This is a genomic window from Secundilactobacillus malefermentans, from assembly GCF_008033155.1.
GTDB lineage: Bacteria > Bacillota > Bacilli > Lactobacillales > Lactobacillaceae > Secundilactobacillus > Secundilactobacillus malefermentans.
This window is the reverse complement of the sequence record NZ_CP042371.1, coordinates 1,279,986-1,294,312: the sequence shown is the minus strand read 5'-3', so window position 1 is coordinate 1,294,312 and position 14,327 is coordinate 1,279,986. Positions and strand designations below refer to the sequence as shown.

The window sequence follows — 14,327 nt, the reverse complement described above, 5'->3', positions numbered from 1 at the left end:
TGGTTCTAGTTTGGAGGAAGCAGAGATTACCTGATATTGATTCCAAAAACTAAAATAAACCTATCTACAGAAACAACCGAGCTTCGGTGAGCCCTTCTTGCCTATGACAAACTTCCAATTCCTGATCAATGTTGCTTTCGAAAGTTAATGTCTCACCTAGTATTCTAATCTATCCCAAAAGAATCGCAAGAATTGTGTCTTATTAAATGAATGCACAAAAAAACCGAACTACAATAAGTAGTCCGGAGGGATTGTAACAACTTAAGTAGCTAACCTAAGTTGTTGATTCTTCTACATACACCTAATTTTTTATCTTATTTATAGGGGACTAAAAATATTATTTGTAGGGAGAATACTTTTAGTAATAAGTATATTAGGGAGGAGATGTTTGTAGGGGCAAACATCTGAAAAAGACCATCACAACCAAAGGCTATAATGAACGGTGCATGTAGAATCAGTTAACGTTTATCATTAACTATGAACTCATTATATCATCAATATTTAAAAATAAAAGGGATTACCACCAATTTTATCGAATTAATTTAACTAATTGTGTATCTATTGTAATATGCTTATGAACACATACAGATAAATATGTAAATATATGTATCAAGTATTTATTCATCCATATTGAATTTTTATTCTAATGAATTTATCTGTATTTCCAGTCAAAAATCCCCTATTTTTTTGTTTTTGAACATTTGTGATGTTTTTAAGTAAAACGGTTTACGGCTAATGTCCCTCAATTCATTGACTTAGCAAGTTTTCGGCGTTTGACTTTTCAATCATTCATAAGAACTATTGTAGCATTCTTACTGCGATTTCTTATTCTGACCCATATTTTAGGTCCAAATCGTCAAGTATGTTTATTCAATTTAGATTAAGAAACTATTAGACGATTCTGAATTGTTGTAACTTTAAAAATTCGCAAAATTTAAAGGGGTTTTAAGCTAATAGTGAGAATTTTTTGGCAGAATCCTTTAAAATGGGGATATCAAAAGAAAGGAAGGTGCACTCATGAAGATCAATATTCATCGTTCTGCAACTAATCGGGTTCTTGCCGGAGTTGTTGGTGGCATCAGCGAGCATTTCGACTGGAGCCCTGGTATTGCCAGACTTATATTCGTTCTCCTTGGTATTACACCTCTATTTCCAGGAATAATTGCCTACCTTGTCTTATGGTTATTGATGAAGGATCCAGAATAATTTTGTGAGCACGATGGTCTTTCGGCCATGGTGCTTTTTTTATAAGCAAAAGAGTTGCGATGGTCGCCTATACGTCTTATAGTTACTATAAGTATTTAGCTAAAAAATAGACTTAGGTGGTGATTTTTGATGGATTCTCAACTATATATTAGCTTGCATCATGATCAAGAGAGCATTGTCGCTTTGAGCGAAGCAATTAGCTGGCTATCCTCAATTCTCGTATCTCCACAGGAACAAGTCAATTACCAGCTTGAAACTGCCCACATTTCAGTCAATGACGACGCAGCAAAACCAGTCCGTAAACAGCTTAAACAGATTATTCAGGCCAGTGACGCTTTCATTTTGTTAATTGGTGCTAAAACTTATAAATCATATTGGGTCAATTGGGAGGTTGAAACCGCCAAGAGATTAAACAAGCCAATTATTAGTTTGCGAATCAGGGATACCTATATCACCCCAGATACCCTCTATTCCGCAGATTATAAAGAGTGTCCCTCATTTTGTAAATCTCAGCTGGTTTCATCCTTAATCGCTACCAAACAGTAAAAACCAGAGCAGCTCATCAGCTACTCTGGTTTTTTTGATGCTTATGATTATTTGCTAGGTTTGTAATATCGATTACGAATATGCCATGCAATTAAATTAAGAAGAATGAATCCTCCCAATAGAATCAGCCAGTTATTCGCAAGGAATTCTGCAGTTTGAGGTAAGATCCCTTTTCCGGAACCAGAAGCAGCTGTGCCGCCTCCCGTGCCCGTTGTTCCGGATGTGCCCGTACCTTCACTTCCACCTGCATTTGGAACTGTTGGGGAAGAACTTGACTCATCAGTTGGTGCTTGTGCCTCTTCTGAATCGTCTTCGTCGCCACCCTCATTTGGGAATTCCGGTTCTTCCATGCTATTCATGTAAGTCACCACGTTAGCTGAATTTTCCAAAATTGTCCCAGAAACCGTTAAATCGTTGACAGTCGTATTGTTGACAACCGCACTAGTTGTGTAGCCATCCCCACTGTAATCATCTTCAGTAATCTGATAATGAGTTCCAGTTGGTAGCATGAACTGCACACTATCACCGTGCTTCAGTGACATCGTTGCGTTTCCGTTAATAACTGGTAACTGTCCGAGTGTTGAACTGAATGCTGTTCTGAAAGTGTAATTCAGTGTTCCTGTAAATCCACTTCCGTCCGCATTTTGAATATTCAACGTGAAATCGAATAGTCGATCTGTTTCGGCGTTGTCACCCGTTACCCGTTTGCTCAACGTCAGCATCCCATTCGATGGAACTTCTGGACGACGGTTCGTGAAGTCAACTTCTTGAACCTTGTCATCCACAATGGTAATCAGTGAGGTTGTGTCACCATCAACGCTGGCACCTTGGTTAATTTGGTATGAAGGTGTGTAACCAGCGTAGTTGGATTCGGTAACTCTAAGCAGCGTGTTCGTCGGAATTTTCTCAATTTGGACTGATTCGTCAGCTCTTAAATTAACAGTCGCAACACCACTATTAAATTTAATTCTTTCTTCAAACGAACCATTTTGACGGTTAACCGTCATCCCAAACTCGTAGTTAAATGACGTATTGACGCTTGAATCACTGTTGTACGCAGTGACTGTATACTTAAAGCTGTCCTGCTTGTCGTCAGTCGTGTAGCTACCCGCTAACTTCTTACTGATAAACAGGTCACCTGGATCATACCAGTTATCATAGAGTACCGAAGTTAACTCATCTTTACCATCTAACGTTATCTCAGTTGTGGTTGTGCCACGCACTGGATCGGCATCTCCGATTGACCAACTAGGTTTGTAATATGGAAGCTGTTCGTCGGTCAATTGTTCGTCTACGGTAACCTTAGTATCAGTCGGCAAACCAACAATTCGGAGGCTCTGCTTGTGTCCAAGAAGTGCCGTCGCATTGCCCTCTTTATCGATGACGATTTTGCCCGTTTGCTTATCTTGATCAATTGTTTCGTACGTTCCCGCAACCGCAACCTTATCATTTGTAAATTGAAGGTTAAACTTGGACGTTTCTTCTAACTCTTCGTCTTCAGCATCAGTAATGATCTTGCGAAGTTCGAAGTCGGTAGAAGGCTTGTGGTTGGTAAAGAGAACCTTGTACTCACCTTGATCTTTCATTTCAAATGCATTAGTTCGGTAGTTACCCGCAGTAGTTGGGGTACTTCCCGAATCTGAAACACCGTCTCCGATAACTTGCCATGAAGTTTCGTAAATAGCATTTTTCTCGCCATACTCAACTGCACGCATTGAAATTTTATCTGGCAGGTTTGGCAACACAAGTTTTTCACCGTGTTTCAACTTAAACTCACCGGACCAAAAGCCACCAGCTTCACGACTCTTGAAGTTAAGAGTTACTTTTTTGTCGCCAATGTAGCCAACAACGTTTTTATCTTTTAACTCGCCATCCGTGTTAATCAATTCAAATCTAAATTCTTTTTCAAGGTCATTTTGAATACTTTGACCGGTAACTTGTTTTTCAACTTCTAGAGAAGTTGATGGCAAGTGATTGGTGTATACCACGGTATACTTATTATTCGATTCTAGTTCAAGGTCTTGAGTATAGTAATAATTATCGGAATCACCTTCAGTCAAGAAATCGCCGGTTACATTTAGATCTTCCTTGTCCGTTAGTTTCCATGATGTATCATAGAGACTGTCTTTTTCAACAATTTCCACAATCTTCACTTTAGCTTTGGATGGTAGATCTTCAAGCTGCATCCTCTGCCCGTTCCTTAGGGTGAATTCAGCCCATGCACTGTTTTCACCTTGTGCTTTGAAAGTGATTTTACGATTTTCATCACCAATCTTCACGTCAAAACTTCTGTTTACTAATTTGCCATCTGTATTCACAATAGCAAACTTGAAGCCTTTTTCTATATCACCAAGTTTACCGGTAACCTTCTTTTCAACTTCCAACTCAGAAGTTGAAAGATCGTTAACATAGTCAACATAGTAACGATTACCATCTTCAAGTTTAAGTTCATTAGTATAATAATAATCTTCTTCATTACCCTCAGTAATTTCAGAGCCATTATCTACCGAATCATTATCGTCGTTGGTCGTCTTCCAGCTAGTATCATACATACTATTTTTATCAACGATCTCAACTACCTTTATCTGAGCTTCTTCTGATAGACCCTCCACCACCATCTTTTGATTATGTTTCAGGTTGAAAGTGTTGGACCAAACTTCACCATCTTTTTCAGTGAACTTCAACTGCATCGTTCGGTCATCAACTTTCGCAGCATAACTCTTATTTTTCAATGTGCCATTCGTATTGACGATGGCAAACTTAAATTCTTTAGACTGATCACCCTTACCGGTAACTTGTTTTTCAATTTCTAAGCTTGTTTCCGGCAAGTGATTATGGAATTCATAGTTTGCAAATAACCTATCATCACTCAATTCAACGGCATCTGCGATTTTACCATCAGTAAATTCACTACTATCGATTCGCCATTTAGTTTGATAAGGATCATCGCTTTCCGAAAGTTCACTAACTTGATACTTCTGCAGTTTTAGATCACTAATTGTAACCATTTGTCCCAATTTAAGTTTAATTTGGGTCTTCCCGTTATCAAACTTGATATTTTGGGTCGTAGAACTGCCATTTTCATTAGTTTTAATGGCCATCGCAGAACCAGCATAATTTTCATCATCGACAGCTGATACTTCAAATATAAATTCCTTATCTGAAGCAATATTAGCCGATCCATCCTTAGTAATACTTAGATTTCCTGTGTTAACTGGTGTATTCAAGAACGTTGCAAGCTGATTTTCGCTCACATTTATTTCGTCCGTTTCATTACCTTGCTCATAATCATCATTTCCAATTCGCCAGCTGGCATTATAAGCCTCATCTTTATCTTCAATGATGGTTAATTTAGCCTCTTCAGGTAAATCCACAATTTCAAGTTCATCATTGTGGTATAGCGTTACCCTTGCAACACCATCTTCATTAAACGTCAGACGACCGTTATCTTGATTGTTCAGCCTCGTTTGGAAATTCTTTTCCTTAACGTTTTCATCGGCGCTCTGAATTGTAAAGTTGAATGATTTACCAGAATTACCATCACTCGCGATTTTCTTCAAGCGGAAGTTAGTTACTTTACGTGTATTCGTAAAGTGAACTGTTGTCGTGTCATTAGATTTAATTTCAACATCTTCAACAGTACGTGAGTCTACGTCCGCTAAATTGTCGACGGAAACTTTGGTAGTGTATCTATTCTCACCATCAGGATTTTGTTCAGTTATATCAAATTTAAACCGGGTTTCAAGTCCTTGGATAAAGAGCTGTTCGCCATCCTTTAATTTGATACCATTTTTCAACTTGCCACCTTCAAAGGTTACGCTTCTTGTTACTGCTACACCATCCTTTTCATAAAAAGTGGCCTTAAAATCACCATTTAGTAATTCTGGAGTTCCATCCTCTAAGTTTGGACCTCTCCCAATAACTTCGAAGTCGAAAGTATCATTCGTAGTTCCTGGATTTGAAACTGTTTTTTTAATTTGAAGAGTCCCATATTTTAATTCATTATTTTTTACTTCAGACTTAATGGAAGGATTACCACTTCCACTCCATCTATGCAACTCACTTATATATCCAGGCTGATACCCACCTGGTGGGGTAACTTCAACCACTCGATACCAGTCCATGCTATCAAGCTGACCAAAGTTTAATCTCCCATTTATATCAGTGGTTCCTTCCATTACCTTATCATTTACAACAAAGTCTTCAAAATCAGCATCAGTAGGTGTTACCCCATTTCTAAACTTGGCCCGCTGAACTTTAAACTCTGCACCTTCCAATGGTTTTCCATCATTAGCATCAACCTTGGTTAGGTTAAGGGCAAACCTTGTAAAATGGCCTGCACCAAAATGTTCAGACTTAATTTCATCTTCAGCATCAAACTCACTACCAGTATAGGAAAGTTTAATTGTATTTTTATATGCTTCCATTTTCTTTTCTACTTGAGAGTAATACGTTAGAATTAACGGACTAGTTACCCGATAATCCTTATCAAAAACAATCTTAAATCCTTCACCCCCATCTACTGGCTCCAATGAGTAACTATCCGTACCAACTTTTTTACCTGTTGATTCATATTGCCCAGCACTGTTCATTTGAGCCTCATAAAGTTCGATTGGGTTGGACGTTGAGTTCAAGAATGATAGTCCTTCTGCCATTGTGTCGGTAATTGTAACGTTATCATATTCTTCTAAGTTCTTTCCACCACCATTTATCACTGATTGCCACTTAATTGTGCCACCCGTTGTGGAGATATGGCGCTTGTCAATATAGAAACCAGAATTGGCATGAGATACCTCGGCACTCACTTTTAATTTTCGTTTATCAACTTCAGAACCATAGGTGATATCCGCATTATTTTTAAATGTCCATTTGTCACTTTCTAACTTCTTATCACCGAAATCAATTGGGGTATTGAAATCGAGTCGTAATGAACTTTTATCGAAATTCCCAACATTTATAAGAGTAATCGTGATATTGCCGGCATCATCATTCGTAATTTCATACTGGTCTTCAGTTAACTCAATCTCATCCCCCAAACCTGTCGGACCGAGTTGTTGAGCATATAGCTTAAAGTCTTGATCTCCATCAAAACTAAGATAGTTTTGACCTCCATCATTTAATACGTCATCAATTTTAATGACCTGTCCATTCGTCCATGTGTCTAGTGCGTGCGTGTTGATTCCGATTCTCCATCTTACGTACGCTTTTGAATAGTCTTGGTCTGGAATGTTAACAGTACCATCCTTAAATCCGTTTGCATGAATAATTTTCGGAATTTGGAAATCTGCATATACATCTTGTGTCTGGCCGTTCATAGAAAGTGTAGCTTTATTTTTGGATAATGCTTCTAGATTTTTATCTTCTGGATCATACTTGCTATTAATCGTAACCAATAGTGTTTTTTTACTTATGACACCCGGATTAATGAAATTAATAGTAACCTTATTACCTTCTAAAGCAACAGTATAATTATCCGATGAAATGTCGTTACCCTCATCATCCTTTATACTTACACTATTTTGAGGATTCACTACATCTACAAGAGTAAATCCACCAGGCAATGTATCCACAATACTACCCTTTTTAACCTCGTACTTATTCAAATTATAAGTAATTTCCCAATCAACTGTTCGGTCGGCTAAGGATGAGGCGCTAATATTTTTCTCACCTATGCCTACCTCGTTACCTGCATCACCGATTTCGTCGTCTTCTCCCGGTACGCCTTTAGACCAGGTCACCTTATTGTTTACAGTTGTACTTGATTCGTTAGCGCCAGGTGTAAAATCAGGATCATACTGTGTTTGGTAAGTTAGTGTAAAAAATTTACCAGTGAGATTTTCATCGCTTCCAGTTAATTTTATTACGGCACTTTTACCATCAACAGCTATCGTCACAGTTCTATCAATCTTATTACCATCTTGATCGATCAGGACGAAACTCTCCTCATCAACAAACTTGTGAGGACCCGTCAACGTTTCATTTAAGTCCCAGCCAGTCGGATCAACAATTCCTACTGTATTGAAGTTAACTTGCCAATTAAAATTATCACCGTCTGCCTTAACAAACTGTTTCTTAAGCCGGAGATTAACATTGCTTACGGTCGCAGTATCTTCGAGCTGTCCATTGTCAGGGAGGCCTGTCCCCGTAAGAACAACTTTATTTCCAAAAGTACTGTCCTTAAATGAATTTCGATCAATTCTAGTCTTGACTGTAAGCGTAATTTTTCCTGCTGCAAAATTACGAATTTTCAGCTGACCATTTGAATTCTCTCCCACTCCTACTTCTTCTTCTTCCACTTCCACGCCGCTTGGCTTTTCAACAACACTCCACATTTTTCCATCTTCATCTTTGATGAAACTATGTGCGCCAAGGGTTTCTCCAAGAACAATTTCATCTTGAAGCGTTAACTCAGTAAAAGCTGTTTTACTAGTAGAGTTAATATCGACCTTCCAAGTAATCGTATCATCATCGTTCCACTCTTCACTTTTACTTAATGATATATCTGCTTCCTTCACTTCAGCAAGCCACTGACCGCCCGCTTCGGCTTCAAAGTCTACTTTACCACCACTACCAGAGTAAGTTGTCATAATCGTTAGATGACCCTCAGCTCCGTTTCTGATAGCATCCTCTGTGAAGGTCAGGGTCACTTCTAATGGGTCATCTTTATTTGTGGGTGACTCTATCTGGTAACTTCCAATTTTTTCGTTATTCTGATTAAATATGTCTCCAGACTTATTATTGGAATTAAAATCGAAACCTTCAATCGTAAACTTATACTCATCGCCAGCATCAATAGTCTCGCCTTGATCTAGCTTCTTTTCCATTACCTCCCTAAGGTCAAATTCATACCTTAAAGCGATACTTTCAGCAGCACTCAAATCCTTAAGACTATTATTTTCACTTATTTCTTGAGATTCTTGACCATCAACTGTGACAAAAATGCTACTAAAAAGGGTGTCATTGCTATTTTTAAACTTATCTCTTATATTAACTGGATCAGGATCTGTTGGTGTTTCACCACCTTCACCTTCACCATCTTCATCATCCGAACTCGACTCTCTCGTAGCCGACTTCTGCGCTGCAGCTGTTTCGCCCTCCTTAGCCTTCGCCTTGGATTCGGCCTTTGCACTGCTTTCGGCCTTCTTTGCTGCTTCCTTCTGCTTTTCTTGTTCCTTCTGACGAGCAGCTTTTTCCTGTTCGGCCTTCTTTGCTTTTGCTTCTTCAGCCTCTTTTTCCTGTTTGGCTTTCGCCTCTGCGGCCTCTTTATCTAGCTTTTCCTTTGCCTCTTTAGCCGCGGCTACCACATCTTCACGAGACATGACACCACTTGGGAGCGTCTCCAAAATTGAGTCAGATTCAGCTAACTCTTTTTCATCGGCATCCTTGCCAGCAATTGAAATTGCTTGTAAATTAGCTTTCTCACTACCAATCATGATTTCTGGTTGATCGACAGACATCGTAGCGCCAAAAACCAATGGTAAAGAAACGTTGAAAGTCGTTGTTCCTTCAACATTTTGCCAACTTAATTCATATTTTTTGGTTCGTCGGATGTACTCGAAAGACAACACGGCGTCAGAGTTCGATACCGTAAATCGTTGTTTCTTTTTACTTAATAGTAATTGGCTGTCTGAAACACTCAATTCAGCCTTACCATCCGGCTGCTCACCATCTTGGTTCGTAATTGCGAGGTCAAAGGCCAACTTTGCCCCATCGCCCTCACGTACCGTTTGGTGAATCATCTGGTCGTCCTTATCAACAAGCATCGCGCTTTCAATTTCCACTTGAGAGCGATGACCACTTGCCATCGCAGATACACCTTGATACATATTTCCAAGCACCAAAGTAAATACTGCGAGGAACTGGATTATCGTTCCTTTCTTCATCATCATCATCCTTTCATAATTGCCCACGTGTGCTCTTGCCTACTCGACTCTTAAATCGAGTATAACGAACCCATGTGAAGTTATTATGAACGGCTTATGAAGTTTATAAGTTCTAAAAAAGAGGCGCCGGAAATCCCAGAACCTCAGTGAATGACCCTATTTAGATTTCCAATCGTCCTTTAAAATCGAGTAAATATTGACATCTGTAAAGCCCGTATCCAGTAAAATCCCAGATCGCGAAACACCGTCTAAATGAAATCCTGCTCGTTGGGCAACTTGATTGCTTCGTTCGTTTTCAACTGCGGCTTCAATAATAATCTTATTTAGACCCAATTCCTCAAACCCAATTTTGAGGATACCTTGAAGTGCCTTGCCGACGATTCCTTTGCCGGTATCGGCAGTGTTCAACCAGTAGCCGACGTCCGAACTGTGGCTCAACTCATCAAACCCATTAAAGCTGATCATCCCCGCCGGTCGATTTTGATATCGCAGCACCAAATTTAGCGACTTCCCTTCGCCGGCATGGACTGAGACTTCCTCCAAAAAATCTAATTCATCCTTTGCGGAACTCATTTTGTTTGCCCATGGCAGCCACGGTCCCAATTCTTTGCGACTGCTTTCAACTAGTTTGTAAAGGGGTTCTGCATCCCTTTTAGGATTCGGAATTGCAATCGCGATTTCGTCACTAACCTGATATTCAAATGGCATTGCTCTCGCCTCACTTCATTTTTATTAAGTATACCAAAAAAGCCACCGAAAATTCGGCGGCTTTTACTTGCTTACTATCTTGCGTGTAGAACTTCTGGTCCATCTTGACGGCCAACAATAACTTCGTTGACAACGTTCAAGAATAACCCATGTTCAACGACACCCACGATGCCGTTAAGCGTATTTGCTAACTTCTCTGGGTCTTCAATCTCGCCCATATGCAGGTCAATGATATAGTTCTTTGAATCGGTCAGAACGTGTTCGTCACCATTCATTCTAAATTCTGGACGGAAGCCCATTTTGTCTAATTTTTCAAGAACGTGCGTTGAGCCAAATGGAATCACCTCAAGTGGCAATGGGAACTTGCCAAGTGTGTGGACCATTTTGCTTTCATCAACAATCCAAATGTTCTTGGTTGAGTTGATGGCTACAATCTTTTCCCAAAGGTGTGCGGCACCGCCGCCCTTAATCCCTTGGAAGTGGTCGTCGATTTCATCGGCACCATCAATTGTCAAATCTAGATGGTCAACCTCATCCAATTGCTTGATTTCAATGCCTAATGATTCGGCTTGTTTGGCAGTGCGGTCTGAAGTAGCAACCCCAACAATGCTCAAGTGCTCGTTTTTAACGCGTTCGCCCAAAGCATCAACCATGTACTTCACAGTTGAGCCGGTTCCCAAGCCAAGAATCATGCCATCCTCAACAAACTTAACGGCTTCCTTACCAACTAATTCCTTTAACTGATTTTGATCCAAATTAACTGCCTCATTTCTATTCGTTCTAAGTCTATTCTACTATATTACTTGCTAGCGGCAATAATTTCATCGTAAGTAGGAATTGAAGGCATTGCACCCAAACGTTGAACCGTGATTGAACTTGCTCGTTGTGCAAAAACAAGTGCATCGGCAATGTTGCTCAAATCTGGTTTTAATTGTGAGCTCAAGGCACCAATAAATGTGTCACCGGCGGCTGTTGTGTCCACTGCCTTAACCGTAAATGCGGGAACAAAGTCATGTCCTGCAGCAGTTGAGTAGAAGGCACCCTTACTACCAACGGTGATAATCAAGTTCTTAACGCCCATTTCGGCAAACTTCTCTGCGTTCGCAACCATTGATGCTTCGTCGGTTACTTCAATTCCCGTCAAAGTGGCACTTTCAGTTTCGTTAGGTGTAACGATGTCCGAATACTTGAGTAATTCAGGATCAATTGTGGCAGCAGGTGCAGGGTTCAAAATAGTTGTCACGCCATTAGCTTTCGCAATCTTAAATGCTTCAATAGCGGCCGCTTGTGGTGTTTCAAATTGGGCAATCAAGAAATCGGCATTCTTTATTTTGTCTTCAGCTGCTTCTACCTCAGCCTTTTGGACTTGTTGGTTTGAACCACCGTACACGAGGATACTATTTTGACCTTCTTCATCTAATAGAATGAAAGCTGATCCAGTTCCAACGGTTTCATCTGTTGCAATGCTTGAGGTATCAATATGATCATCTTTTAATGACTCGACCATGAATTGACCGGCACTATCTTTACCAATTTTACCGATAAAGCTGGTTTCGGCACCGGCGCGAGCAGCAGCAACGGCCTGGTTGGCACCCTTTCCACCAGCGGCACTACTCTTATTTTCAGTCTGGAGGGTTTCTCCAGGTTGGGGCATCCGCTTGATTCGTAGGGTTGTGTCAACATTTAAACTTCCTAAAACCGTCACTTTATTAGTCATTAGATAATCTCCTTAAATTTTGTTTGAATTCCGTAAAACGTTTTACTAACCGTAAACCCGTCTATCTAAGAAAAAGACTATCATAATCCGAAAGTGCTTACAAGTCTTTTTCGATGAAATTTCGTGCAGGATTTCACATTTATTCTAATCGCTTTCATACCAGATAAAAATATTTATCTTAACAATTTGCTGTTAAAGCACGTTATTGTACGTTTTCATTTATTTGCATATGAAAACACTGGAAAATCAGTGTTGTAACCCATTTCATCTTATGATAAGATTCTTTCTTGTACTTACTTCGTTCATTTTTTGATGATATTGGTGGCATTAGTAAATCGATTTACCTTTTACATATTTGTAAACGCTTCATGTTCACCTTTCATCAATTGATGAGCCATTTAGAAAAAGGAGATATTCATTTTGAAGAAAACAACTGTTATTAACTCAGAATTATCCACTGTCATCGCTGGCATGGGCCACATGGACTGGCTTAGTGTTGGAGATGCTGGTATGCCAGTTCCAATGGGTACAAAAAAGATTGACTTAGCCTTAACGAAACAACTTCCTAGCTTCATTGATGTTTTGAAGAACATCTTAAGCGAGTTAGAAGTTCAAAAGATTTACTTAGCTGAAGAAATCAAAACGCAGAACCCTTCACAATTAACTGCCATTAAGAATCTTCTCCCTGATGTTGAAATTGAATTCATGCCTCACTCAGAGTTAAAGAAGAACACCGCAAAGACGCACGCATTTGTCCGTACCGGTGAAATGACTGCCTTCTCTAACATCATTTTAGAATCTGGCGTTACTTTCTAATTTATTTAAACTCACGTAAATCGTTTTACAACATTTAACTTAACTATAAGGAGCGTTCCAAATGCAAACTACTGCAAAAAAAACACATGGTTGGACTCAACTTGCTGATGGTTATCTCAGCAAAACACCAATCTTCCAATTCATCATCGTTTCATTAATTTTCCCACTTTGGGGTGCCGCTGCTAGTTTGAATGACATCTTGATTACACAATTCAAGACGGTTTTCGAACTTAACGATGCTTCAACTGCCTTCGTTCAAAGTGCCTTCTATGGTGGTTATTTCTTAATTGCCATCCCGGCCTCGTTAATTATAAAGAAGCAATCCTATAAATTTGCCATTATGACTGGTTTAATTTTCTACATTATTGGTTGTGCGCTATTCTTCCCTGCTTCTAGCGTGGCCACTTATAGCATGTTCCTAGTTGCCATCTTCGCGATCGCAATTGGCCTAAGTTTCCTTGAGACCTCGTGTGATACGTACAGTTCAATGCTTGGACCGAAACGTTTCTCAACGATTCGTTTGAACATTTCCCAAACGTTGGTCCCACTTGGTGACATTGCTGGTATCTTACTTGGTAAGTATCTTATCTTCGGAACTGTTGGTAACCTTGCTGAAAAAATGGCCAACATGCACGGTGCAGAACGAATTGCTTATGGTGAGAAGATGCTTCAATTAACCCTTCGCCCATACAAGTACATCCTGGTTGTGTTAATCGTGATGCTCATTATCTTAGCCGTTACGCCAATGCCACGTTCAAAGGCCACGACTCAAGCTGCCGATGGTGGTGAAGCGACTGAGGAAAGACCATCACTTGGCGAAACCATCAAGTACTTGACTCATAACTACCGCTTCATGAAGGGTGTCGGTGCTCAGTTCATCTACGCCGGTATGCAGACTACCGTTTGGTCATTTACGATTCGTTTGGCTTTGGAACTTAACCATCATATTACGGATAGTGCTGCTTCAACATTCATGGTCTACAGTTACATTGCTTGGTTCGTTGGTAAGTTATTCGCCAACTTCATCATGGCGCGTTTCTCAATTACCGGAACGTTGACTGCCTTTTCATTCTTAGGAATCGTATCATTGGTCATTACCTTTACTGTTCCAAGTATGATTGCCGTTTACGCAGCCATCGCAACTAGTTTCTTCTTCGGTCCAGAATGGCCAACCATTTACACTCGTACTTTGGATGCCGTTACTGAAAAGAAGTACACTGAAACTGCTGGTGCTATCATCGTTATGTCACTTATCGGTGGTGCCATCATCCCTGCTATTCAAGGGTTAGTTTCAGATGCCACTACTTTACAATTCTCATTCATCGTCCCAGCTATCTGTTATGCAATCGTTACGTTGCATTTCTTCACAGAAGGCCGTTACGACAAGAAACATCCAGAAATGGTACAGGAACACTAAACGATTAAAATTAAGGAGCCACAACGAAAATTCG

Annotated in this window: 8 protein-coding genes; 4 read left to right on the top strand and 4 right to left on the bottom strand. The window is 39.9% G+C overall.

Translation table 11 applies throughout. The features are described from left to right. Positions 1 to 1,017 precede the first annotated feature (1,017 nt). Both FGL90_RS06205 and FGL90_RS06200 read left to right on the top strand, forming a co-directional pair. On the top strand, positions 1,018 to 1,206 hold the full coding sequence (locus FGL90_RS06205) for a PspC domain-containing protein (RefSeq protein ID WP_010620240.1): 189 nt from the start codon (positions 1,018 to 1,020) through the stop codon (positions 1,204 to 1,206). 129 nt (positions 1,207 to 1,335) lie between these two features. Continuing rightward, positions 1,336 to 1,752, top strand: coding sequence for a TIR domain-containing protein (locus tag FGL90_RS06200; protein WP_010620241.1), 417 nt, complete (start codon positions 1,336 to 1,338; stop codon positions 1,750 to 1,752). 47 nt (positions 1,753 to 1,799) lie between these two features. On the opposite strand, the gene FGL90_RS06195 is transcribed toward FGL90_RS06200, so the two are convergent. The 4 genes from FGL90_RS06195 to rbsK form a co-directional block, all read right to left on the bottom strand. Further along, complete coding sequence (locus tag FGL90_RS06195) at positions 1,800 to 9,635, bottom strand: DUF7601 domain-containing protein (RefSeq protein ID WP_147657362.1); 7,836 nt, start codon at positions 9,633 to 9,635, stop codon at positions 1,800 to 1,802. 156 nt (positions 9,636 to 9,791) lie between these two features. Beyond that, the gene (locus tag FGL90_RS06190; protein WP_147657360.1) at positions 9,792 to 10,343 is read right to left on the bottom strand and encodes a GNAT family N-acetyltransferase; all 552 of its coding nucleotides are present in this window, start codon (positions 10,341 to 10,343) and stop codon (positions 9,792 to 9,794) included. Between the two features lie 74 nt (positions 10,344 to 10,417). After that, entirely contained in the window at positions 10,418 to 11,098 is a 681-nt protein-coding gene (gene rpiA, locus FGL90_RS06185; protein ID WP_010620244.1) for a ribose-5-phosphate isomerase RpiA, read from the bottom strand. A 44-nt stretch (positions 11,099 to 11,142) separates the two neighbouring features. After that, entirely contained in the window at positions 11,143 to 12,060 is a 918-nt protein-coding gene (gene rbsK / locus FGL90_RS06180) for a ribokinase (protein ID WP_010620245.1), read from the bottom strand. A 420-nt stretch (positions 12,061 to 12,480) separates the two neighbouring features. On the opposite strand from rbsK, the gene rbsD reads away from it, so the two are divergent. Both rbsD and fucP read left to right on the top strand, forming a co-directional pair. Then, positions 12,481 to 12,876: a D-ribose pyranase gene (gene rbsD, locus FGL90_RS06175; protein ID WP_010620246.1), complete on the top strand. Its 396-nt coding sequence runs from the start codon at positions 12,481 to 12,483 to the stop codon at positions 12,874 to 12,876. A gap of 61 nt (positions 12,877 to 12,937) precedes the next feature. Next, entirely contained in the window at positions 12,938 to 14,293 is a 1,356-nt protein-coding gene (gene fucP / locus FGL90_RS06170; RefSeq protein WP_010620247.1) for an L-fucose:H+ symporter permease, read from the top strand. The last annotated feature ends 34 nt before the right edge of the window (positions 14,294 to 14,327 follow it).

What these genes read in the sequence shown, in the direction of transcription:
- FGL90_RS06195 (WP_147657362.1), bottom strand. Translation starts at nt 9,635, where the DNA reads ATGAAGAAAGGAACGATAATCCAGTTCCTCGCAGTATTTACTTTGGTG.
- FGL90_RS06205 (WP_010620240.1), top strand. Translation starts at nt 1,018, where the DNA reads ATGAAGATCAATATTCATCGTTCTGCAACTAATCGGGTTCTTGCCGGA.
- FGL90_RS06190 (WP_147657360.1), bottom strand. Translation starts at nt 10,343, where the DNA reads ATGCCATTTGAATATCAGGTTAGTGACGAAATCGCGATTGCAATTCCG.
- fucP (WP_010620247.1), top strand. Translation starts at nt 12,938, where the DNA reads ATGCAAACTACTGCAAAAAAAACACATGGTTGGACTCAACTTGCTGAT.
- FGL90_RS06200 (WP_010620241.1), top strand. Translation starts at nt 1,336, where the DNA reads ATGGATTCTCAACTATATATTAGCTTGCATCATGATCAAGAGAGCATT.
- rbsK (WP_010620245.1), bottom strand. Translation starts at nt 12,060, where the DNA reads ATGACTAATAAAGTGACGGTTTTAGGAAGTTTAAATGTTGACACAACC.